We start from the raw sequence: 22,042 nt of genomic DNA on the forward strand, positions 1-22,042 counted from the left end.
GTCCGGGTGAGAGGTGATGGGGAGCCCCTCGGACGAAGCACTCATGGAAGAGTTCCGCGCCGGCCAGCTCGATGCGTTCGAGGTGCTGTTCGCGCGGCACTCGCGCCGCGTGCACGGCTTCCTGGCCCGCATGGTGCGGGACGGGCCGCTCGCGGAGGACCTGCTCCAGACGACGTTCCTGTCGGTCATCCGAGCCCGAGGCCGCTTCGAGCCGGGCACGCGCTTCGCTCCGTGGCTGTTGACCATCGCGGCGAACGCGGCCCGGGACGCACTGAAGCATCAGCGGCACGTCCACGCGTACGTGCAGGAGCGGCCCCGGGGCCCCGGAACCCCCGCGGACAGCTCGGACGCATGGGAGGTACGGCATCAGCTTGAGGACGCCCTCCAGCAGCTTCCTCCCGAGCAGCGCGAGGCCGTGGTCCTTAGCAAGATCGAAGGCTGGTCCTTCGAGGAGATCGCCGAGCTGCGCGGCATCAGCGCTGGCGCGGCCCGCCTGCGGGCGCATCGGGGTTACGAGCGCCTGCGATCGCTGCTCGGTGAAATGGAGACCGTCTGATGCGACCGTCTCTCGACACCCTCCTCTCTCGTGACCCGGCCAGCCCGAGCCCCGAGGCGTTGCAGCGCGCGCTCGACTCCGCGCGCCACGAACTCGCCGTCGCGCCGCGCGCCACGAGCTGGCGCAAGCAGGCCTGGGTCGCGGTCGGAATCAGTGTCGGCCTGGTGTTCGCGGTCGCGGCCGTGCTCCTCGCCGTGGGTCAGTCCTCGGTGGGCGTGATGCTCGGCCGTGCGCCCCTGCTCGGGTTGCTGCTGCTCACCTGTGCCCTGTGCGCCTGGAGCGCGCTGGTGCCGCGAGGTCGGAGCGTGCGGCGCTGGAGCCTGGGCCTGGCCTGGGTCACCGCCACCGTGCTCGTGCTGGCGCGAGGGACGCCCCCCGAGGCGTCCGAGCTACCCGGCTGGGTCTGCACCGCGAGCCATGTGGCCGCCGCGATGGGGCCGCTTGCGTGGATGCTCATCGCGCTTCGCGGCACGGCGTTCGACCCACGTCGCGCGCTCGCCGCCGGACTCGCCGTGGGCACGACAGGTGCCTGCGTGGGCGAGCTTGCGTGTCAGCAAGACTGGCATCACGTGGCCGTCTGGCACCTGCTCGCCTGGGGCCTCGTGGCGCTCGCCTCGGTCGCGCTGTCTTCCCTGCTCAAACCCAGGTCCTACGCACCATGAAACACAATGGCTCCCTCATCCTGAACGAGGACGTGGACGGCGCCCCCGTGCACCTGGGCGCGACGGTGAAGATTGTCGGAGCGACTCCGGATGACCCCATCGCCCAGCGCTTCCTGGGGCGGCTGGGAATCGTGACGGGCCTCGTCTACGACGATCCGGCCCGACAATTCCCAGCGGATCCACTCATCCAGGTCCGCGTGCGAGGACTCGGTGACGACCTGTTCTTCGCCGAGGAGCTGGAGCTGGCACCCGAGTGGGTGCGCCGCAACCTGACCGAGCTGCGCGAGTCCACACGCGGAGCCCGCCGAGAGCGGCAGGCCCGCGTGCCCTGAACTCGCGCGCCGCCTCAGTGTCCCGAGGTGGCCTTCAGACCAATGATGGAGACCAGCAGCATCCCCAGGAAGAGCATCCGAGGCAGCGTGATGGGCTCATGGAAGAGCACCACGCCCAGCGCCGCCGCGCCCAACGCGCCAATCCCCACCCAGACGGCATAGGCCGTCCCGATGGGAAGCGTTCGGGCCGCGATGGACAGCAGCAGCATGCTGGAGACGATGGCGATGCCCGTCAGCAGGCTGGGCAAGGGACGGGTGAAGCCCTCGGTGTACTTGAGCCCCACGGCCCAGCACACCTCAAGAAGACCCGCGACGACGAGAAGGATCCACGACATGGCGCATGACTCCCGTGCATGCGTCGTCTTGTCCTAACCGGGTACGGCGCACCTCGTCCGGGCCCGGCCCCCTCATGGGTGTGCCGGACAGCCGCAGAGATAACCCCGAGACAGGCCCCACTCAATCCCGGATTGCAGCACTCGCCAAAGAGTCGCCCCCGGGAGCCACATGCTCCCGGGGGCCACGCTTCACGCTCAGGCCTGAGCCGCGATCAGCGAGGCCTGGAGTGCCTCGGGCACCACGTCATAGCTGCCCGGGTGCATGCTCGCCTGGGCCCGCCCCTGCGTCCGCCCACGCAGGCCATTCACGTACCCGAACAGACTGGCCATCGGGATGCGCGCGGAGACCACGCGCACGGGGCCTCGGGACTCCGTGCCCGTGACGCGCCCGCGCCGAGCCCCCATGTCGCCCAGCACGTCGCCCAGGTACTCCTCGGGGGTGGTGACCTCCACCGCCATGATGGGCTCCAGCACGCGCACGCCCGCTCGACGCGCGGCCTCCTGGAGCGCCAGGGAGCCCGCCATCGTGAACGCCTGCGGTGTCGAGTCCTTCAAATGCGTCGAGCCATCCACGAGCCTCACCTCCAGGTCCACCAGCGGGAAGCCCTCTCGAAGGCCCCGCTCCATCGCGCCTCGCACGCCCTTCTCGATGGCGGGAACGAACTCGCGAGGGACCGCGCCGTTGCGCGTGTCATCCACGAAGACGAGTCCCGCCCCTCGGGGCGCCGGCCCCACATCCAGCACCACGTGCGCGAACTGCCCCGGCCCGCCGGTCTGACGGACGTAGCGATACTCCTGGCGAACAGGCTCGCGCAGGGTCTCTCGCCAGGCCACCCGAGGGTTGCCCACCTTGGCTTCCACGCCGTGCTCGGTCCTCAGTCGGTCCACCACCACCTCCAGGTGCAGCTCTCCCATGCCGGACAGGAGCACCTGCCCGCTCTCCGGATCCACGCCCACGCGCAGCGAGGGGTCCTCCATCGCCAGTCGATGCAGTCCTTCCTCCAGCTTCTGTTGCTCCGCTCGCGAGCGTGCCTCCACCGCGAGTTGGACCACGGGCTCGGGAACCTCCAACGACTCCAGCACCACGGGCGCGCGCGCGTCCGACAGCGTGTCGCCCGTGCGCACGTCGCGCAGGCCGAGCACCGCGCAGAGGTCACCCGCGTGGACCTCGCTCACTTCCTCGCGCTGATTGGCATGCATGAACATGAGGCGTCCCACGCGCTCGCGGCGTTGGGTCCGCCCGTTGAGCAGGGACGTCCCCGCGCCGAGCGAACCGGAGTAGATGCGAAGAAAAGCGATGTTCCCCACGACCTTGTCGTGCATGAGCTTGAAGACGAGGGCCACGGGAGGCTCCGCGTCGTCCGGACCGCGCACGACGCGCTCGCCCGAGCCCGGGACGACTCCCTCCACCGCCGGGAGATCCGACGGCGCGGGCAGGTAGTTGACGACCGCATCCAGCAGCATCTGCACACCCTTCTTCTTGAACGCCGCGCCACAGAGCACCGGCACCACCTGACGCCGCAGCGTGCCCAGGCGGAGCGCGTGCTCCAGCTCGCTGGCAGAGATGTCCGCCAGCCGTCCTTCCACGAACCGCTCCACCAGCGACTCGTCCAGCTCCGCGCACGCCTCGACGAGGCGTGCCCGCAGCACCTCCGCCTGCGTGCGCAGGGCGTCGGGGATGGGCTGCGCATCCACGAAGCCACCCTCCTCGTCCGTGAAGGAGATGGCCTGCATGCGCATGAGGTCGATGACGCCCTGGAAGTCCGCGCCCTCGCCCATGGGGAGCTGCACGGCCACGGCGTTCGCCCCCAGGCGCTCACGCAGCGAGCCCAGGCTCATGGCGAAGTCGGCGCCCACCTTGTCCATCTTGTTGATGAACGCGATGCGAGGCACGCCGTGCCGGTCCGCCTGTCTCCACACTGTCTCCGATTGAGGCTCCACGCCCTGGCTCGCGTCGAACACCGCCACCGCGCCGTCGAGCACTCGCAAGGAGCGCTCCACCTCGATGGTGAAGTCCACGTGCCCCGGCGTGTCGAGGATGTTGATGCGGTGAGGGATGCCCGCGCCCGCGCCGTGCCGAGGCTTCCAGAACGCCGTGGTCGCCGCGGAGGTGATGGTGATGCCGCGCTTCTTCTCCTGGTCCATCCAATCCATCTCGGTGGAGCCGTCGTGCACCTCGCCCGTGGAGCGGATGCGTCCGGTGAAGTAGAGGACGCGCTCGGTGAGCGTCGTCTTGCCCGCGTCGATGTGGGCCATGATGCCAATGTTGCGATAGCGATCGATTCGAGTGCTGCGGGACATGGAGGTTCCCCGTTCCCGTCGGGCACGAGCGCGCCCGCGGGGGATGCCGCGTCACTGGTTGGAATGGAGGGCCGTGTCGCCGGAGCCTGGGCGCACGACGCCCGGCCTTCGGACACACGACGAGACAGAGGAGTCAGGCGGAACCTGCCCTCCCAGCACGCGGCAACCAGCCAACCCGCGCGCCGGAAAGCCCGGTCCGCCCACTCAAATGTCGAGCAGAACCTCGTGACGGGGACCCACACACACGCCCGCCGTCGGCGCCAGCAGGCGCGCGGACAGCTTCTTCTGAAGGGCAGCGGGTGTCATGGCCGGTATCAAGTAAGGCGCCCAACGGCACCTGTCAATGCGAGCCGCCCCCGGACTCCGTGAGCCGCGATACCTGACCGCTCATGGACGATCTCCATCTCGCGGCGGAAACGAAAGCGAAGCGGGTATTGCAAGCAAACCGTGACAAGGCGCTACGATGAGCGTCCATCTGGGGAGGCTCCACGATGGCGATGAAGAAGGCTGGCAAGACGGCACGGAAGAAGACGGCGCGTCGCACCACCTCGGCGCGCAAGGCGCCCGCGAAGAAGCGGGCCGCGGCGAAGAAGTCCTCGAGGCCACGCAAGGCCGCGCCCCGGAAGACATCGGCGCGCAAAGCCGCGGCGAAGAAGCCTCGCAAGGTCGCGGCGCGCAAGGCCTCGGCCCGAAAGGTCAAGGTGTCCGCCCGCGCGGCCAAGGCCCCTGCGCGCAAGGCCCCGCCCGCGAAGGCGCGCAAGGCGCCCGCGAAGCCTCGCAAGGCCGCCGCCCCGCCCGTCACCTCCATCTTCAGGGAGGAGCCCGAGCCCACGCCCTTCGTCGCGCCCGTCGTCGAGATGGTGGAGACGACGTCCGCCGGCATCCAGCCGCTGGCTCCCGAGCACGCCGCGGTGGACGAGCTGACCAGCTCCGGCAACGAGCTGCTCGACATCTTCCAGCGATACGATCGCCTGCGCACCGGACACATCGAGCACAGTGGTTTCGCTCGGCTCCTGGAGGCGCTCGGTCAGAACATCACCGACGACGAGCTGATGATCGCGCTGGACGTGGTCGACCCCGACCGCACGGGGACGATCTCCTGGATGCAGTTCAAGACGTGGTGGACCAGCCGGTAGCGACAGGGCGCTGAATAGAATCAGGCCGCCCGCGTCATGAGGCCCCGAGGAGTCGTTCTCCTGACTCCACGAGGCTCCCTTCATGCGCGCATCGACCTGGGTCGTCTTGCTCGCGAGCACCCTGCTCGCGAGCACGGGCTGCATCATCTCTCCGCTCGAACATGGCTATACCGAGTGCGGAGACTTCGTGAGCGACGAACCCTGTCAGCCCGGCCAGTACTGCGTGGACGCGACGTTCAACACCTGCGAGCCCGGTTGCACCAGCGACGAGAACTGCGCGGACAATCAGGAGTGCGTCAAGGAGTACGGCGACTTCGTCGGCAACTGCCTCAATCGTTGCAGCCACTGCGACGGCGACGACTCCTGGTAGCGCGACCGCCGGCAATTCCTCTCACGGCACGCCGGCCTCCAGCATCTTCCAGCGGGCGTCGATCCATGCGCGCAGGAACTCCATTTCCTCGTCGTAGGAGTTGAAGTGGTCGCGCGACTGCCAGTTCGGGAAGTTGGTCTCACCATTCGTACCGGGTGAGCCGAAGACGACGTAGCTCGAGCGCCACCGGGCCCAATCGCGCCGCGCGGACGGGGCAATCTCTCGGACGTAACCCTCCACGAGTTCCTGGACCGCGTGCACGTTCAGTTCGTTGGACAAGAACGCCCGGTAGCGCGCATGCATCGCGCTGGAGAACGTCGGCTCCGCCAGCATGCGGGAGAACAGCAGGTTGTTGCTCGCAAACGTCTTCCATTCCTGGGGACTCGTCCGGGTGGTGTCGAAGTTCTGGCCAAACGAAGCATCCAGGTCCCACGGCAGGAAGCGCCAGACCTTCCCGGGCGAAGGGTCTCTCGCGTGGTACGCATTCTTCGAGTGGGAGTCCGTGCCCAGGATGAGCGTGTTGAAGATCCACCAATCCATGTAGTCGTGCAGGTCGGCGCGCCCTGCCAGCCCATCCCGGAAGCCCCCAGGGGGCGCGTCCGACGTGAAGGCGATGAGCGACGCGAGGGTGTCGAAGGAATGAGGCTGCCCCGCGGCGGGGAGGCCCTCTTCCTTGGCCAGTCCCTCGCCGAGCCAGGACTTGGCCAGGCCATCCCGCCGGAGGCGAGAGAAGTTCGCGTTGGCGTCCACGGCCTTGAACAGCTCTGCCTTCGAGGAGAGCCCCTGCCGCGCCAGCAGCCGTTTGTCCGCGTGGTCCGCCACCGTGTAGAGCCCCACGTAGCGATTGTTCGCATAGACAATCGCGCTGAACGCATGCAGGCGCAGGTGCCTCGGCGACATCCGCGCCCACAAGTCGAAGGCCAGGCGCGTGCGCAGGTATGAGTTGTCATTGAAGGTGGAGACCAGGACGATCCGCTTGCGGTCCGTGAAGTCATCCCCCATCACCGGCTCGGTGAAGAGCTGCTCGTCCGCGAACTTGAGCGTGAGGCTGCGCTTGGGGAACGCACTGGAGCTGGCGCCTCGGTACTTTGCCTCGATGTCATACCGCTTGCCTCGGTAGACGACCTGCGCCGTGCGGTATCCGCCCGCGGTCAGGCCCGCGGGACCGTACGAGAGGTGGATGACCGGCAGGCCGTACTCCTCCGTGTATGCCTGGGGGTCGACGATGCGCACGTTGCCCGGAGCGGACTCGTTCTCCGCCACGCCGATCTTCAGCGTGTCCGTCGCGCCCGAGTGAACCTCGTGCACCCGCAGCAGCCACACCGCGGCCTGATCCCGACCCGGGGTCCAGTGCAGCGTGCCGCTCGCGCCGTCGAACGTCGCGCCGGGGGGAAGGTTCTCCACCGAGAACGTGGGCACACCGTCCGCGCCGGCAGCGCACGACACCTGCGTCGTGAGCGATTCGCCCTCCAGGAGCCAGCGAGGAGGCCCCACGATGAGCGTGCAACTGGACGGGGTGCCGGCGTCGGTGAGCCCGCCATCGGCTTGCCCAGGAGTGTCTCCTGCGTCGGGCTGCTCGCCGCCTCCGTCGGAGACGCCAGCGGGCGGACCCGGCAGGGACTCGTCACCGGGCGGGTTCGTCGCGTGCGGCGACCCGCAGGCCACCCAACACAGACATGCCACGCCCAGACACCGCCATGCCCATCCGTCCACCCGCCCCGCCCCCTGGCGCCCGCTCCGGACGCACGGCATCAGCACTAAGCATCCGCGGCCTTGGGGCCAAGGTCGCCGGGCCCGAGCGCTGTCCACCCGTGGACGCGCACCGGTCGCGCGCACGCGCCTCGCGTGGAGTCCGCGACGGCGCGGCTCAGTACGACACGGTCAAGCCCCAGTTCAGACTGGAGTAGGTCTCTTCCGCGACGCCGCCTTGCGACCAGCCCGTGCGCGTCCCCTCGCCCTTGAACGTGTCTTGGAAGTGCGACAGGCGATAGTGGACCGCGTAGCCCAGCGGTCCCCAGATGTCGCCCGCGATCCCCAGCACCGCGTTCCAGCCGAAGCTGGACACGGACTCGCCATGGTCGCTCACCTCCAGGTGGATCCGTCCGTCGTCGTCCCCGCCCAGCCGCTTTCCCGGCTGCGCACCGAGGAAGAGGCCACCCGCGGCCTCGAGCCGGATGGAGCGGAAGAGCGGAACCGAGACGTCCACGCCGAGGGTCGGGAACACGCGATGCGTCCCCAGGAGCGGCGTCTCACTGCTCGCGTCCACGCTGAAGGCGCGCGAATGCAAACCGAAGCGCGTACCCACGTAGCCCGGCTGCGCGTTGGAGCCAAAGTTGAAGGAGTAGCGATACATCGCCTGCGCGGTGACGGCCGTATCGGTCGCGTCCACCTCGCGCTTGGGCGTCTGACCTGCCTCGCCTCGCAGCGTCACGCTCGTGGACGAGAAGCCGCGCTGGTACGCCAGCACCACGCCCAGCCCGCGCAGCGCCGAGTCCCAATGCGCCAGCGGGAGGACCTCCAGCTCGACATCGAACCCGAGGTACGGCACCGACGAGGAGAACGTCTCGGTGTCGCCCGTCTGCTCTTCGAGGGGCTTGCGATCGTACTCGCCACAGGACTTCACGCCGGGGCGCGCGCAGTACCGCCGCCACGTCGTCGTTCCCGCTACGAAGAGGCGCAGCATCGGCGGCCGGACACGCCGCGCGGACACCATCCCGCCCGAGCCCGAATCCTGCGTCAGTGCGTGCCTGGCGGCCAGCCAGGCCGAGGCCTCCGCCACATGCGCATCCAGGTGAGGCGCGCTGACCGACGCGATGGGCAGCGCCCCATCGGGAACGGCCACCGACTGCGCCGCGGCTGAACCTCCCACCCCCATCAGCGCGAGCACCACGCCCGTCCGAGCCCACCCGAGTCTGGAGTTCTTCATCGCCCGGGGAGGTTCACCCACCCCATGGCCGATGTCCAGGCGCGGGGCTCAGGCGTTGGCGACCGTCGTGACCGAGACGGCAGGAGGCGATTTCGACTCCAGCGCGGGGCGCTGCGCCAGCGCCGGCGCGAGGAAGTCACGACGGTAGATGCGCACCATGGCCATGAAGAGCGACGCGATGAGGGGCCCCACCAGCACCCCCATCATCCCGAACACCGCCAGCCCCCCGAACATGGAGAGGAAGACGAGCAGCGGATGCAGCGCCATGCGCGCGCCACACAGCTTCGGTCGGACGAAGTTGTCGATGCCACCCACGAGGAAGGTTCCCCACGCGAGCAGGAAGACCCCCTCGGTCACCCGGTGACAGAGCAGGAGCACCACGCCAATGGGGCCCCACACGAGCGCGGTGCCTCCCACGGGGAGCAGCGCCATGAAGACCATGGCCGCGCCCCACACGCCCGCATGCGGCACCCCCGCGACCATCAGCCCGATGAAGCCACAGGCCCCCTGCACCAGGGCCGTCACCGTGTTGCCGTAGATGATGGCGTAGGCCACGTCGCTGAACTCGCGCGAGAAGGCCTCGAAGTAGCGCGCCTCCATGGGCAAGAGCCGCGACACCTCCGCGACGAGCCGCCGCCCATCGAGGAAGAAGTAGTACATGGCCACCGTCATCAAGAAGAGGTCGATGACGAGTTCCGTGCCCGCGCTCACCACGTCCGCGAACAGCGCGGCGCCGCCGGTCACCACGGACATGAGCAGGCGCTCGGTCTCCGCGCCCTCTGGCTCCATGCGCAGATAGCGCCCCCATCCGGGAGGGAGGCTGTCGATGAACTGGTGGCGCAGATCCACCCGCTCCAGCAGCTCGCGCGCCTGCCCCACGACGTGGAACAGCTCGCGCGCCACCATCCAGCCCACCAGCAGCAGGGGCACGAGGATGAGCAGGAACACCGTCAGCGTGGACAAGGCCGCCGCCAGGGGTTTGCGACCCAACAGCCGCGCGCAGAGGCCGTCTTGGACCGGCATGAAGAGGACGACCAGGAAGCCGCCCAACAACACGGGCATCAAGAATGGCAGCAGAATTCGCGAGAACAGAAACAGCGCGAGTGCGAAGAGACCCGCGAAGATGATGTTTGACCACTGCTTCGATGCACCCTGCATCCGCGCCCACCCCATCCCGAAGCCCGCGCACCGCTGACCACCCGCCACAGAACTAGGGATGGCCGCGGGCCCCTGGAAGCCCACCGCCTGTCACTTGGAGGAAGCACCATGACTTCTGGACGTTTCGTTCTCGCCACCACCGTCGCGCTCAGCGCGCTGGGCGCCCTGCTCTCTGGCGCGGGCTGCGGCAATGAGGCCCCCTGCTCGGACTGCCCCGCGGTGGAGGGGCGCTACCAGCTCTCGTTCCCCGACGCGGGCGTCTCCAGCGACTGCACCAGCCTGGGCATCACCGGGCTGCCGCAGGGCGCGAACCTGGAGGTGAACCGCAACGGCAACAGCCTCACGGGGACGCTGGAGGGCGTGTCGCTCCTGGGCAGCGTCACGACGTCCGGGGGCTTCGCGCTCGGGGGAACCCACGCCAACGTGGATGCCGGCCGCACTGACACGCTCAACCTCGCGGGCCGGACCCAGCCGCTGGGCGCGGACGGCGGCATGGTGGGCTTGGAGGGAACGTTCACCGCCAACTACTCGAACTCGGGGACCGGAGGGCAGCGGACCTGCGCCCTCAACAGCCCCTTCACGGCGACCCGGCGGTGAGCCAGGGCCGCCGGGAGCGGCGCCAGGGCGAATTACTTCTTCTTCCCCTCGGCGGCGGCCTTCGCGGCCTCCTTCTGCTTCTTGATCCGCTTCTTCCAGTGCTGGCGGATCTTCATCTGCACGCGGCGGTGCTTGCTCTTGCTGTTGGCCATGTGGGTGGCTCCTGGTCTCCGAAATGGAGCAAAGGGGGGCTTACCTATCAGAACCCGGAGGCCTCCCGGAAGAGGAACCCTCTGACTCGTCCCCGGAGGGGGGGGCGGCGTCGGCTGGCGCATCCCCTGCCCGGGTGGCCTCCTCGGGCGCGGGACGGGTCGGGAATGGGATGCCCTCGGCCCCCCGGACGTTGGTGGGACGCGCCGCGGACACCGTCACTTCGCCCTCGCGATCCTCGTCGCTGGGGCGCTCCCGGGAGGCCGGGACGCTCGTCTGGTGGGGGCGCTTCTTCACCGAGGCGAAGATGGGGCGGCAGGCGTCCACGAAGCGGCGCACCTCGTCCAAGGGGAGCGCGGGCGAGTAGTTGCCGTTGGCCCCCGTCATGGGCGTGGCCATGCACATGGCGTTGAGGATGGCCTCCTCGGTGGCCTCCATGACCGCCTCGTAGAGGGGGTCCAGGCGCTGATCGAGGAGGATCTTCATCTTGTAGACCATCTTCTGGGTGCGCCTGGGGATGATGTTCGCGGTGGAGAAGCCCACGACAATCTCTCCGGAGCCGTGCGCCGCGTAGCTGCCCACGCGCCCGATGCCCAGGCCCACGCGCTTGCACAGGCGGTTGATTTGATGGCTCAGCAGCGGCGCGTCCGTGGCCACCACCGCGATGATGGAGCCGTAGGACTTGCCCCGGTGGGGCGTGCCCTTGAACTTCTCCACCAGCACCTCGCCCACCGGCAGGCCGCCCACGCGCAGGTTGTGCATCTTCCCGAAGTTGGACATGACGAGCACGCCCAGCGTGTAGCCCCCGAGCACCTCCGGCAGCTTGCGTGACGCGGTGCCGATGCCGCCCTTGAAGTCGCACGTCACCATGCCGGTGCCGCCGCCGACGTTGCCCTCCTCCACCGGGCCGGACGCCGCCTTGTTGATGGCCTCGAAGACGTGCTCCTCGCGCACGTGGCGCCCGGAGATGTCGTTGAGCCACGAGTCGTCGCACTCGCCGACCACGGGGATGATGACGTCGTGCTCGTCACCGATGCCGGGGTAGCGCTCCACCAGGTAGCGCGCCACGCCGTCGGACACGGCGCCCACCGCCATGGTGTTGGTGAGCAGGATGGGCGTCTCGATGAGGCCCCACTCCATGAGCTGCGTCATGCCGGAGACCTCGCCCGCGCCGTTGAGCACGAAGCCGCCTCCGCTCATCCGCTCCATGAAGATGTTGCCCAGGTTGGGCAGGATGGCGGTGACGCCCGTGCGCACGGGCCCGTAGCCGGGACGCAGCGGCCCATCCCCCTGGATGAGCGTGCAGTGCCCCACGAGCACGCCTTCCACATCCGTGATGGCGTTGTACTTCCCGGGCTTGAAGCGCCCCAGCGGCAGCCCCAGCTCCCGCGCGCGAACCCGCGGGCCGTTCTCTTCCGGTATGCGCACCATGCGCCGACCGTAATCGACCGCCCCCGAGGGTCAACCCCGTCCTTGCCCGACGGGCACGGCCAGCCCCTCCAGCAGGCGGCGCGTCTGCGTGCGAGCCAGCGTCTCCGCGGACTCGGGGCCTTGGTGGGCGGTGTCGAGCTGCCGGTCCACGAGCAGCGAGGCGAGCCCATGCACCTGCGACCACGCGGTGAGCGCCAGCGATGTCTGATCTCCGGCCCGCAGCAGCCCCGCGGCCTGCCCGGCCTCGATGCACCGCACCAGCAGGCAGAATGCATCCTCCCCTGTCTCGGAGGCCACGGGCTCGTGTGGCCGGGTGAAGTGCGGCCCGAACATCACCCGGAAGTGCGGCGGGTGGCGGACCGCGAAGAGCACATAGGCCTCGCCCGCCGCGGCGAGCTGCTCCAGCGGCCCTGACGCGCGCGCCATTCGCTCGCGCATCTCGCGCGCCATCGCGCGGTACCCTTCCGCCGCCACCGCCTCCAGCAGCGCCTCTTTGTCCGCGAAGTGACGGTAGGGCGCCGCGTGGGTGACGCCCGCCCGCCGCGCCACCTCTCGCAGGGTCAGCGCCGCGAACCCCTCCTCGGCGATGAGCGCCACCGCCGCGTCCACCAGCGCCTGGCGCAGGTCCCCATGGTGATAGCGAGACTTCTCGGGCCGCCCCGCCGCCTGTGTCCGTCCGCTTCGCGTCGCCAACGTCCGCGCCTCCCGCGCATGCCACTGCTCGACGTATGGGACCTAATCACTGTCCCCTTGAAGTTACCATCGTCAACATCAATGTTGACACCGACAACATGCAATGTTTACGGTGTCTACAACTTCCGCGAGGCACCGCTCGGGTGCCTTGCCTCACACGAGAGGCGCGCCACATGACGACCGCGACATCCTTGCAACCGACCGCGCAGTCCCTGGGTTGGCACCGGGCCTTCCGTGCGCTGCCTCGCGCGCACGGCTTCGAGCCACTGCGGGTAGAGGGACGCGTGCCCGAGGATCTGCGAGGCACGCTGTATCGCGTGGGCCCTTGGACGTTCGACGTGCAAGGGCGCCCGTTCCAGCACTGGTTCGACGGAGACGGCGGCATGCTGGGCGTGCGCTTCGGACCGGAGGGCGTGACGGGCGCGGCGAGGCTGATGGACACCCCCACCATGCTGGCGGAGCGGCGATCCGGTCGGCGGCGCTACGGCGCCTATGGCACGCCCACGCCCCTGCTGCACAAGCTGCGCAACGCGCGGAAGAACTCAGCGAACACGTCGGTCATGGCGTGGAACGGGCGGCTCTATGCGCTGTTCGAGCCGTGCCGTCCGGTCGAAGTGTCCCCCGAGGATCTCACCAGCCTGGGCGAGACGGACCTGGGCGGCGTGGTGGCGGAGAGCTTCTCCGCGCATCCCCACCGGGTGCCCTCACGGCGGACGACGTACAACTTCGGCGTGCGCTACGGCCGAGAGACGACGCTGGACCTCTTCGCCCTGCCCGACCAGGGGCCCGCGCGACTCATGGGCACGGTGAAGCTGCCGGGCGCCACCATGGTCCACGACTTCATCGCCACGGACCGCTACCTCATCTTCTTCTTGCCGGCGCTGCGCCTCGACGTGCTCCGGATGGTGCTCCGCGTGGGCTCGTTCGGGGGCAACCTCCGATGGAAGCCCGGCGTGGGCTCGGAAATCCTCGTGGTGCCCATCGATGACGTGGCGCACCCCGTGCGCATCCCCACCGACGCCTTCTACCAGTGGCACTTCGCCAACGCGTACGAAGAGGGTGAGCGGCTGGTGGTGGACTACGTGCACTACCCCGACTTCACGACGAACCAGTGGCTGGGCGAGCTGGCGAAGGGCCCCGCCACCACCCCGGCCCAAGGCCAGTTCCATCGAGCGGTCGTGGACCTGAAGGGCCGCCGCTTCCTCACCGAACAGCGCGCGGACATGAGCTGCGAGTTCCCCCGCGTCGCGCCGAGCGCGGTGGGCCGGCCCTACCAGAAGGCCTACGTCAGCATCCACACGACGGCCGAAGCGAGGCATGGACACTTCGACGGCGTGGCGAGCGTGGACGTTACGTCCGGGCGCACCACCGTGGCCGCGTTGGGCCCGGAGCAGTATCCCTCCGAGCCCGTCTTCGTGCCGCGCGCGGGCTCACGCGCGGAGGACGAAGGCTGGGTCCTCACCCAGGTGTACGACGCGCGAAGCGACACCTCGCACGTCGCGGTGCTGGATGCGCAGCGGCTCGAGGAGGGCCCGGTGGCGCGGTGCCACTTCGACCACGCCCTCCCCTTCACCTTCCACGGCGGCTTCGCGCCCGCGTGAGGCGCAAAGCCGCTCGGGTGACTCAGGCCTTCAGCTCGGGCCGCGCGACGAGCGGCTCGCCGTTGGTCGTGCCGCCGTGGTTCGACACGCTGGAGTGCGAACCGTGCTCCTCGATGCGCTGCGCCATCTTGTTGAGAGGCGGCGCCGGCGTTCCCGGGTGCTCGGTCTGGGCACGCCGCGCCTCCCGCTCTTTGTAGCGGCGGATGGCCGGGGCCATGATCTCCCCGATGAGCGTGCGGTAGTCCATGCCCGCGCCCGCCGCGATGAGCACCAGGTCGCTCCAGCCAGGCGTGAGGCCCGGCAGCGGGTTGCACTCGATGAAGTAGATGCGCCCCTTGTCGTCCATGCGGAAGTCGATGCGGGCCACATCGCGGCAGCCCAGCGCCATGAACGAGTTGCGCGCCGCCGTGCGCAGCTTCTCCAGCAGCGCGGGCTCCAGCTTCGCGGGCGCGTCGTAGCGGATGCGGTCCGTCCAATCGAGCTTGTGCTGGAAGCTGTAGACGGGGTTCTTCTCTTCCTTGTCCAGGAAGACGATCTCCATGGGCGGCAGCACGCGCGGGCGCCGCTCGCCCAACAAGCCCACCGTGAACTCACGCCCGCCGATGTACTCCTCGATGAGCGCGGGCTGCTGGTACTTGCCGGCGATCTCCTTCACCACGTCGCGCAGCTCCGCCTCGCTGTGGCAGACGCTCTTGGTGACGACGCCCTTGGAGCTGCCCTCCGCCACCGGCTTCACGATGAGCGGGAAGCTGGTGAACTCCTTGTTCAGCCGCTCCTTGCCGGTGACCATGAGCTGGAAGTTGGGCGTGAGGATGCCCGCCTGCCGGACAATCTTCTTCGCCAGCGCCTTGTCCAGCGCGAGCGACAGCGTCGCGGGGTCCGAGCCCGTGTAGGGGATGTCCAACAGCTCCAGCATCGCGGGCACCTGGCTCTCGCGATTGCGGCCCTTGAAGCCCTCGGCGATGTTGAAGACGATGTCCAGCGGCGTGCTGGAGAGCACCGTGGGCAGCTCCGCCGTGGCCTCCAGGTCGATGACCTCGTGGCCCCACGACGCGATGGCCTCGCGGATGGCCTGGAGCGTGTTGGGCGAGTCGTACTCGGCCTCGCTGTCCTCCACGGTCTCCGCCGTGGCGCTCGGCTTCACGCGCTTGACGTTGAAGCTGAACCCCACGCGCAGAGGCCCCGACTTGCGCGCGGGCTTGCCCTGGCGCCGCGCCGAGTCGCGGATCTTGTTCCGCTTGGCCGCGCTCTGGATGATCGAGTTGATCACCCCGTCCAGGTGCAGGCCCTCGAGCGCCGCCGCCGAGTAGATGCCGGCGCCCGGCTCCAGGCTGGGCAGCGCGTTGATTTCGAGGAAGTACGGCACGCCCGCGTCGGACAGGCGGAAGTCCAGGCGCCCCAGGTCGCGGCAGTCCAGCACCTGGAAGATCTTCTGCGCCATCTTGCGAACGTCCTCGGAGATCTTCGCGGAGATGTTCGCGGGCGCGCGCACCGTGACGGCCTTCTCGCGCTTCGTCTTCAGGTCGTAGTCGTAGATGGCGTACTTGCGCCCCGAGGCGGCCTCGGAGTCGATGACGTACTCCACGGGCGACAACACGCCGTCGTAGTCGTTGTCCACCGCGGCGAGGAACGGCACCGTGAGGTCGCGCCCGCTGATGTACTCCTCGACGAGCACGCCAGCTGGATACTTCTCCAGCGCGCGGGCCACCTTCTCGCGCACCGCCTCCAGCGTCTCCGCGACGGAGTCCTGGGTGATGCCCTTGGAGGAGCCCTCGAAGTTGGGCTTCACGATGACGGGGAAGCGCAGGTTCTCCGCCGTCAACTCACTGAGCTTCTCCACGTACTGCCAGCCCGGCGTGCGGATGCCGTGCTTGGAGAGGATGAGCTTGGTGAGCTGCTTGTCGAGCGTGAGCGCCAGCGCGTACGCGTCCGAGCCCGTGTACGCGAAGCCCAGCTCGTCGAAGAGGGCGGGATAGAAGGCCTCGCGGAAGCGACCGCGGCGGCCCTCGGCGGTGTTGAAGATGAGGTCGGGGCTGTAGGCCTCCAGCCGCGCGACGGTGCGCGAAGCGGGTCCGCTGACCTCGAAGCGCTCCAGGCGGTGGCCGAGCCGCTCGATGGCGGCGGCGAGCGCGTTCACCGTCTCCTGCGTGTCGAACTCCGCTTCCTCTTCCGAATCCGACAACCGGAGGTTGTACGTCAGCGCGATGCGCAAGGCTTCTCCCTTCCCACTTTCCTGACCGAGCGGCCGCGGCGAACCTTGGCCGCCGACATGAGTCGTCCCGGGGCGCGCTGATGCGCCACCGGGGTGCGGGCAGCAACGGTTGCGCCCGCGACAACCTTCCCATCCACCACCTGCGTCTGCGCCCACGTGTCGCCGAGCCGCCAACCGAGCGGATCCCTCAACACGCGCCACGCCTCCACGCCGCCCATCACCACGAAGCCCGCCGCCGCGGCCACCACGCCTTGCGGCGCCGGCATCATTCCAAGCAGCACGACGAGCGCGAGCGGCGCGTTGCGAAGCGTGCTGTCCCGATGCCTGGCAGCCGAGCGCGTGGGCAGGTGCATCACCTTCACGCCGAAGATGCGCTTGCCCACGCTCTGCCCCTGGAGCATCCCGTCCGCGAGCAGGAGGAAGAGCAGCGCGACCACCGCGCCCGCGGCGCCGCACACGACGTACAGGCCCCACGCCACGCCCACGTCCACCACGCGCGCGCAGACCCGCAGCCACACCGAGGCCTTCGGATACGGCGAGCCGGGGATGGAGTCTTCCTGGACGAGTCGCAGCGCGCGAGCCCCGCGGTTGGACGTCATCAGGGCGCGCTCCGGAACGGTGCTCACTCTTCGGGCTCCAGCATGAGGCCCTCCTCGACGGGGTCCGGTTCGTCCAGCCCCGCCAGCCGCGCCAGTCGCTCGCGCGCGCTCAGCGGATGAATCCGCGGCATGGCCACGTCTTCCGATTCCCCAGAAGGCTCGTTTGCCAGGCGGTGGGTCGCCAAGGGGTCGGTCGCCAGGAGGGCCGTGGGGCCACCCGTCTCCGACAGGCGCATCAGCCGGGCGCGCGCGGCGTCCTCGTCGTGCGTCGCGGCGGCACCTTCGCGGGTGAAGAAGACGAAGGCCATGGCGGGCCGCTTGGAGGCCTCTCGCATGGCGAACTGGACTCCGTCCAGGTTCCAGCCCTTCGCGGTCCACTCGTTGAGGGTGCGCTCGAGGGTGCCCTCCTCCACCGTGGAGAGTTCAACCACTTTGTACTGCAACTCTCTGGGGATGGAGACGACTGGGGCGCGGCCTCGGCGCTTCGGCGCGCTGCGAGGGCGTCTGGGCGGGGGCTTCGCCGGCTTGCGGCGAGGGCGCTTCTTCTTGGTGGGCATCGTGCTTCGCGCCATTTGGCCGCAAGCGCCGCGGCGGATCAAGCATCCCGCCACGGCGCGCATGCCGTGTGTTGCCTACAAGAGCTTCGCGGCTTCCAGCGCGTGGTAGGTGATGATGAGGTCCGCGCCCGCGCGGCGGATGGAGGTGAGGATCTCCATCATGAGGCGCTCGCCGTCCACCCAGCCGTTCTGCGCGGCGGCCTTCACCATCGAGTACTCGCCGGACACGTTGTAGGCGACCACCGGCAGGTCGAAGCGCTCGCGCACGGCGCGGATGACGTCCATGTAGGACAGGGCCGGCTTGACCATGATGAGGTCGGCGCCCTCCTCCACGTCCAGCGCGGTCTCCTTGAGGGCCTCGCGCACGTTGCCCGGGTCCATCTGGTAGCCCCGGCGGTCACCGAACTGGGGCGCGCTCTGGGCGGCCTCGCGGAACGGACCGTAGAAGCCCGAGGCGTACTTGGCGGAGTAGGCCATGATGGGCACCTCCGTCAGCTTGACTTCGTCCAGGGCCTTGCGAATGGCGCCGATGCGCCCGTCCATCATGTCCGAGGGCGCGATGATGTCCGCGCCGGCCTGGGCGCACGTGACGGACATCTGCGCCAGCAGCGGAAGCGTGGCGTCGTTGGCCACGTGCCCGCCCTCCAGCACCCCGCAGTGGCCATGGTCCGTGTACTCACAGAGGCACACGTCCGCGATGACCTGCAGCTCGGGGACGGCCGCTTTGATTTCCCGGATGGCGCGCTGGACGATGCCGTCGCGCGCGTAGGCCTGGGAGCCCTGGGCGTCCTTGTGGTCCGGGATGCCGAAGAGCAGCACGGAGGGAATCCCGAGCGCGTGCGCCCGCTTCGCCTCCGCGACGACGTGCTCCACGGAGAGGTTGAACACCCCTGGCATGGAGGCGATGGGGCGCCGCACGTCCCGACCTTCCACGACGAAGAGCGGGTAGATGAAGTCCGAGGGAGCGAGACGCGTCTCGCGAACCATGTCTCGGAGCGCGGCGGAGCGGCGGAGCCGACGGGGACGGTGGACGGGATAGGCCATGGCGGACGCGGTATAAACCGCTGGCGTCCGCGCTTCACGGTTTCCGTGGGGCCGCCCGCCCCCTCACCCCGCGACGGGCTTCCAGCTCTGCTGATGGCGGCGGTGATCGCGAACCATGCGCTCGGCGCGCCGCTCGGCGATGTCCGCTTCGTAGAGGGCTCGGGCGTAGCGCACGCGCGCCGCCTCGGTGCCGGCCGACAGCTCCCGCTCCGCATCCTTCAACTCACCACGAGCTTCCTGGAGCTGCTGTTCGGTCCGCTGTTCCCACGTCATCTCCGGGTCTCCTCCGTGCAACAGGTGTGGAGCGAGCCAATGCAGGGCGCGGACCAACAGTTTCAGTCCCCAGTCATCACGCCAATCCCCTGAAACGACGGGCTTTCGCGCTGCGGCAGGCACGAAGGGTGTGCGCAAAAGACTTCCCACGGGCGCGAATCCGTCCGCGCGCAGACGCCTTCGCAGCCCGCGGGCCGCAATCAATGCCGCACTCGGTCGTCTACAGTGCGACCGTGACAACCCGCCCCCCCGCCATCGAAGTGACAGGGCTGTGCAAGACCTACCGCCGAGCCTTCCGCCGCCAGGGCAGTGACGCCCTTCGCGGCGTGGATCTCACCGTTCCCGAAGGGAGCGCCTTCGGGCTCATCGGACCGAACGGCGCCGGCAAGACGACCTTCATCAAGAGCATCCTGGGCATCGTGCAGCCGACCGCGGGCACGATCCGCGTGCTGGGAGGCTCGCCCGAGGATCCGCGGATCCGCGCGCGCATCGGCTACCTCCCGGAGCGGCTGCACCTGCCGGGGAGCTGGACCGCGACGGCGTTCCTCGCGACGGTGTCTCGATTGAAGGGCCTTCAGCCGGACGCAGCCGCGCACCTGAAGCTCCTCGAGCGCGTGGGACTGGCCGAGGCGGCGGGACGCAAGATTGGCGGCTACTCGAAGGGCATGCGGCAGCGGCTGGGCCTGGCGACCGCGCTGCTCGGTTCGCCGGCGCTGCTGATCCTCGACGAGCCCACGGACGGCATCGACCCCATGGGTCGCGTGGAGGTGCGCCGCATCCTTCAGGAAGAGGTGCAGCGCGGCACCACCCTCTTCTTGAACTCGCACCTGCTGGCGGAGACGGAGCGGGTCTGTGATCGCGTGGCCATCCTCGCGCAGGGGCGCGTGGTGCGCGAGGGGCGCTTGGAGGACCTGGCGCGCGGCGCGGCGCGGTGGCAAGCGCGCTTCGCACCCGGCGCCGACGCGGGAGCACTGGAGGCAGCGGGGCTTCAGCGCGCGGAGACAGAGGGCCTGTTCCGCATCGACGCGGAGGGGCCGGCGACACTCAACGCGGTGCTGGACAAGGCCCGCGCGACAGGGGCATTCCTGGTGGAGCTGAAGCGAGAGGGCGCGGATCTGGAGGCGGTGCTGGTGGGTACGGTGGGGGTGGCGGCATGAAGCCCGTCCTGGGGATCGCGGCCTATGTGCTGCGCGAGGCGGCGTCGCGGAAGTTCATCCTCGCGTTCCTGGTGGGCATCACCCTGGTGCTCGCGGTGGTGGCGCTGAGCCTGCGCATCGAGGTCATCGATGGTGCGCTCGCGGCCACGCGGCTGTTTGGGGACGTGATTCCCACGAGCATCCGCGCGGTGGACGTGGCGCTCAGGCCCGTCTTCAAGGCCGCGGCGTTCATCGTGTTCTACGGGGGCATCGTCTTCGGCATCGTCGCGTGCTCGGACTTCGCGCCGGGGCTGCTGTCGCCGGGCCGCATCGAGCACCTGCTCGCCCTGCCCTTGCGCCGCTGGCACCTGCTGGCGGGGACCTTCCTCGGGGTGATGACGCTCGCGCTGGGTGGAACACTGTATGGCGCGGGCGGGCTGACGCTCATCTTCGGCGTGAAGACAGGATACTGGACGCTCGGGCCGCTCATCGCGGGGTTGCTCGCGTGCGTGGGCTTCGCGGCGGTGTACGCGGTGATGCTCACCACCGCGACGTTCGTGCGCAGCGCGGCCTTGTGCGCGGCGGCGGGCGGGCTGTTCCTCGTGGGAGGCATCATCGCGGGCTTCCGCCAGCAGATGTCGCGCTTCTTCGAGGCGGGCATCGGGCGCAACGCGTTCGAGGCCGTGACGCTGCTCTTGCCTCGGTTCTCCGCGCTCGCGATGGCGGCAGCGGACCTGGCGGCGTCCACGCCTCCGCAGATCCGCTCGCTGGGGCTGCTCCTGGTGGGAGTGTTCGTGTTCGGGCTGGGTGCCCTGGTGGTGGGGTTCTGGCGCTTCGAGGGAAAGGATTACTGAGATGGAAAACCATCGTCGGCGTTGGATCTGGGTGGGCCTCGCGGCGTTGCTGTTCATCCTGGCCGCGGTCCTCATGTTCACCGGCCAGGGTGACGATGCTGCGATCGCCCGAGAGCCGAACGTGGAGTTCCCGCGCCGGATGCGCTCCGAGGATCGGCTGCGCGCGGATCAGCGGCGCACGTACATCATGCCGGTGGACGCGGGCACGCGCGCGGAGGCGCCGCAGCGCCCGAGGGATCCGGTCCTCGCCGCGCTGCCGCGAGGAGAAGGCCACACCGCGGTGGTCATCGAGGCGAACGCCGTGCGCAACTCGCCGCTGGGTGAGCTGCTGATGGACTGCTTGATGCGCGATGGCGGCAAGCCCTTGGAAGAGTTCCGCCGGGTGAGCGGCCTGGATCCGCTCCAGGATCTGGATCGCGTGGTCATCACCGACGAGGGGCTCATCCTGTCAGGCAACTTCGCCAAGGCGCGCTTCAAGGAACTGCTGGGTGAGCGAACCTCGGCGGACTACGGCCAGGGCGCGCGGGTGTACGAGCCGGGCGAGATGAGCGTGCCGCTCGCGGACGGCGGGACGATGCGCGGGCAGATGGGCTCGTCGGTGGGAACCTGGAATGACCAGATGATGGTGGTGGGCCGCTCGTCGGACTCGGTGAAGGCCGTCATCGACCGGATGGAGGGACGCGGCTCGGACGAGCCTCCCGCCATCTCGGAGAGCAGCACGTACGGCGAGATGTACGGCGTGCTGGGCGTGGATCAGATGGCGAAGATCCTGGCCGCGGATCAGCCCGAGCTGGCGCAGCGCCTGCGTGACGTCGCGCAGAACGTGGAGCTGCACATGGACACGCGCTCGGATGTGGCGCTGGTGGCGGAGATCCGAGGCCCGGACGCCGAGAAGGTGACGGACCTGGGCAAGTCCCTGGGCGCGGCCCTGTCCGTGGCGCGGCTCAAGGCACAAGCCCAGGACGACAAGACACTGGCCCAGCTCATGGACTTCGCCCGCGTGGAGCCGGACGGCAACTCGTTCAAGCTGGAGATGGCGGTGCCAATTGACGTGATTCGCGATCGGCTCGCCTGGTGCCGTCAGGCACCGGACACCTCGGATGCTGGCAAGTAGCCCTC

Annotated in this window: 22 protein-coding genes and 1 pseudogene; 10 read left to right on the forward strand and 13 right to left on the reverse strand. The window is 69.2% G+C overall.

The window, feature by feature from the left end:
* The first annotated feature begins 16 nt into the window (after nucleotides 1-16).
* The 3 genes from JGU66_16520 to JGU66_16530 are packed head-to-tail and all read left to right on the forward strand — an operon-like array spanning nucleotide 17 to nucleotide 1,550.
* Complete coding sequence (locus JGU66_16520) at nucleotides 17-556, forward strand: sigma-70 family RNA polymerase sigma factor (protein MBJ6762376.1); 540 nt, start codon at nucleotides 17-19, stop codon at nucleotides 554-556.
* Nucleotides 556-1,218, forward strand: a complete 663-nt coding sequence (locus tag JGU66_16525; GenBank protein ID MBJ6762377.1) for a DUF1109 domain-containing protein — start codon at nucleotides 556-558, stop codon at nucleotides 1,216-1,218. The genes JGU66_16520 and JGU66_16525 overlap by 1 nt, the downstream gene beginning before the upstream one ends.
* Nucleotides 1,215-1,550 carry a Carotenogenesis protein CarS gene (locus tag JGU66_16530; GenBank protein ID MBJ6762378.1) on the forward strand — a complete coding sequence of 112 codons (336 nt, stop codon included), beginning with the start codon at nucleotides 1,215-1,217 and terminating at the stop codon, nucleotides 1,548-1,550. The genes JGU66_16525 and JGU66_16530 overlap by 4 nt, the downstream gene beginning before the upstream one ends.
* A 14-nt stretch (nucleotides 1,551-1,564) precedes the next feature.
* Here JGU66_16530 and JGU66_16535 read toward each other — a convergent pair whose 3' ends face one another.
* Complete coding sequence (locus tag JGU66_16535) at nucleotides 1,565-1,885, reverse strand: hypothetical protein (GenBank protein ID MBJ6762379.1); 321 nt, start codon at nucleotides 1,883-1,885, stop codon at nucleotides 1,565-1,567.
* Nucleotides 1,886-2,080: 195 nt separating this feature from the next.
* Nucleotides 2,081-4,186, reverse strand: coding sequence for an elongation factor G (fusA, locus tag JGU66_16540; protein MBJ6762380.1), 2,106 nt, complete (start codon nucleotides 4,184-4,186; stop codon nucleotides 2,081-2,083).
* Between the two features lie 491 nt (nucleotides 4,187-4,677).
* Here fusA and JGU66_16545 point away from each other — a divergent pair, with 491 nt between their 5' ends.
* Together JGU66_16545 and JGU66_16550 are read left to right on the forward strand one after the other, a co-directional pair.
* Nucleotides 4,678-5,322 (forward strand): EF-hand domain-containing protein, encoded by a 645-nt coding sequence (locus JGU66_16545; protein MBJ6762381.1) that lies wholly within the window; start codon nucleotides 4,678-4,680, stop codon nucleotides 5,320-5,322.
* A gap of 145 nt (nucleotides 5,323-5,467) precedes the next feature.
* Complete coding sequence (locus tag JGU66_16550; GenBank protein ID MBJ6762382.1) at nucleotides 5,468-5,692, forward strand: hypothetical protein; 225 nt, start codon at nucleotides 5,468-5,470, stop codon at nucleotides 5,690-5,692.
* A gap of 21 nt (nucleotides 5,693-5,713) precedes the next feature.
* On the opposite strand, the gene JGU66_16555 is transcribed toward JGU66_16550, so the two are convergent.
* The 3 genes from JGU66_16555 to JGU66_16565 all read right to left on the reverse strand — a co-directional run bounded on the left by JGU66_16555 (nucleotide 5,714) and on the right by JGU66_16565 (nucleotide 9,776).
* Nucleotides 5,714-7,444 (reverse strand): CotH kinase family protein, encoded by a 1,731-nt coding sequence (locus JGU66_16555; GenBank protein MBJ6762383.1) that lies wholly within the window; start codon nucleotides 7,442-7,444, stop codon nucleotides 5,714-5,716.
* A gap of 115 nt (nucleotides 7,445-7,559) precedes the next feature.
* On the reverse strand, nucleotides 7,560-8,618 hold the full coding sequence (locus tag JGU66_16560; GenBank protein ID MBJ6762384.1) for a hypothetical protein: 1,059 nt from the start codon (nucleotides 8,616-8,618) through the stop codon (nucleotides 7,560-7,562).
* A gap of 48 nt (nucleotides 8,619-8,666) precedes the next feature.
* A complete protein-coding gene (locus JGU66_16565) occupies nucleotides 8,667-9,776 on the reverse strand; it encodes an AI-2E family transporter (protein ID MBJ6762385.1) in 1,110 nt (369 codons plus the stop codon).
* 108 nt (nucleotides 9,777-9,884) lie between these two features.
* On the opposite strand from JGU66_16565, the gene JGU66_16570 reads away from it, so the two are divergent.
* Nucleotides 9,885-10,373 (forward strand): hypothetical protein, encoded by a 489-nt coding sequence (locus tag JGU66_16570; protein MBJ6762386.1) that lies wholly within the window; start codon nucleotides 9,885-9,887, stop codon nucleotides 10,371-10,373.
* Nucleotides 10,374-10,405: 32 nt separating this feature from the next.
* Here the strand turns inward: JGU66_16570 and JGU66_16575 are convergent, their stop codons facing one another.
* Genes JGU66_16575 through JGU66_16585 form a run of 3 tightly spaced genes read right to left on the reverse strand, consistent with a single transcriptional unit; the run spans nucleotide 10,406 to nucleotide 12,647 of the window.
* Nucleotides 10,406-10,525: an aminopeptidase gene (locus JGU66_16575; protein ID MBJ6762387.1), complete on the reverse strand. Its 120-nt coding sequence runs from the start codon at nucleotides 10,523-10,525 to the stop codon at nucleotides 10,406-10,408.
* 40 nt (nucleotides 10,526-10,565) lie between these two features.
* Nucleotides 10,566-11,954, reverse strand: a complete 1,389-nt coding sequence (locus tag JGU66_16580) for a P1 family peptidase (protein MBJ6762388.1) — start codon at nucleotides 11,952-11,954, stop codon at nucleotides 10,566-10,568.
* A gap of 30 nt (nucleotides 11,955-11,984) precedes the next feature.
* Nucleotides 11,985-12,647: a TetR/AcrR family transcriptional regulator gene (locus tag JGU66_16585; GenBank protein ID MBJ6762389.1), complete on the reverse strand. Its 663-nt coding sequence runs from the start codon at nucleotides 12,645-12,647 to the stop codon at nucleotides 11,985-11,987.
* 173 nt (nucleotides 12,648-12,820) lie between these two features.
* On the opposite strand from JGU66_16585, the gene JGU66_16590 reads away from it, so the two are divergent.
* Nucleotides 12,821-14,248: a carotenoid oxygenase family protein gene (locus tag JGU66_16590; protein MBJ6762390.1), complete on the forward strand. Its 1,428-nt coding sequence runs from the start codon at nucleotides 12,821-12,823 to the stop codon at nucleotides 14,246-14,248.
* 157 nt (nucleotides 14,249-14,405) lie between these two features.
* On the opposite strand, the pseudogene JGU66_16595 reads toward JGU66_16590, so the two are convergent.
* The 5 genes and pseudogenes from JGU66_16595 to JGU66_16615 form a co-directional block, all read right to left on the reverse strand.
* Nucleotides 14,406-16,460: pseudogene (locus JGU66_16595) on the reverse strand (ATP-grasp domain-containing protein).
* Nucleotides 16,445-17,059 (reverse strand): RDD family protein, encoded by a 615-nt coding sequence (locus JGU66_16600; protein MBJ6762391.1) that lies wholly within the window; start codon nucleotides 17,057-17,059, stop codon nucleotides 16,445-16,447. The pseudogene JGU66_16595 and the gene JGU66_16600 overlap by 16 nt, the downstream one beginning before the upstream one ends.
* Nucleotides 17,060-17,082: 23 nt before the next feature.
* Nucleotides 17,083-17,616, reverse strand: coding sequence for a hypothetical protein (locus JGU66_16605; GenBank protein ID MBJ6762392.1), 534 nt, complete (start codon nucleotides 17,614-17,616; stop codon nucleotides 17,083-17,085).
* Between the two features lie 75 nt (nucleotides 17,617-17,691).
* Nucleotides 17,692-18,660, reverse strand: coding sequence for a porphobilinogen synthase (gene hemB, locus JGU66_16610; GenBank protein ID MBJ6762393.1), 969 nt, complete (start codon nucleotides 18,658-18,660; stop codon nucleotides 17,692-17,694).
* 63 nt (nucleotides 18,661-18,723) lie between these two features.
* Nucleotides 18,724-18,933, reverse strand: coding sequence for a hypothetical protein (locus JGU66_16615; protein MBJ6762394.1), 210 nt, complete (start codon nucleotides 18,931-18,933; stop codon nucleotides 18,724-18,726).
* A gap of 203 nt (nucleotides 18,934-19,136) precedes the next feature.
* Between JGU66_16615 and JGU66_16620 the strand changes: the two genes are divergently transcribed.
* Genes JGU66_16620 through JGU66_16630 form a run of 3 tightly spaced genes read left to right on the forward strand, consistent with a single transcriptional unit; the run spans nucleotide 19,137 to nucleotide 22,037 of the window.
* Nucleotides 19,137-20,090 (forward strand): ABC transporter ATP-binding protein, encoded by a 954-nt coding sequence (locus JGU66_16620; GenBank protein ID MBJ6762395.1) that lies wholly within the window; start codon nucleotides 19,137-19,139, stop codon nucleotides 20,088-20,090.
* Nucleotides 20,087-20,923: a hypothetical protein gene (locus JGU66_16625; GenBank protein ID MBJ6762396.1), complete on the forward strand. Its 837-nt coding sequence runs from the start codon at nucleotides 20,087-20,089 to the stop codon at nucleotides 20,921-20,923. The genes JGU66_16620 and JGU66_16625 overlap by 4 nt, the downstream gene beginning before the upstream one ends.
* A gap of 1 nt (nucleotide 20,924) precedes the next feature.
* Nucleotides 20,925-22,037 carry a hypothetical protein gene (locus JGU66_16630; protein ID MBJ6762397.1) on the forward strand — a complete coding sequence of 371 codons (1,113 nt, stop codon included), beginning with the start codon at nucleotides 20,925-20,927 and terminating at the stop codon, nucleotides 22,035-22,037.
* Nucleotides 22,038-22,042 lie beyond the last annotated feature (5 nt).

Source organism: Myxococcaceae bacterium JPH2 (genome assembly GCA_016458225.1).
Lineage (GTDB): Bacteria > Myxococcota > Myxococcia > Myxococcales > Myxococcaceae > Citreicoccus.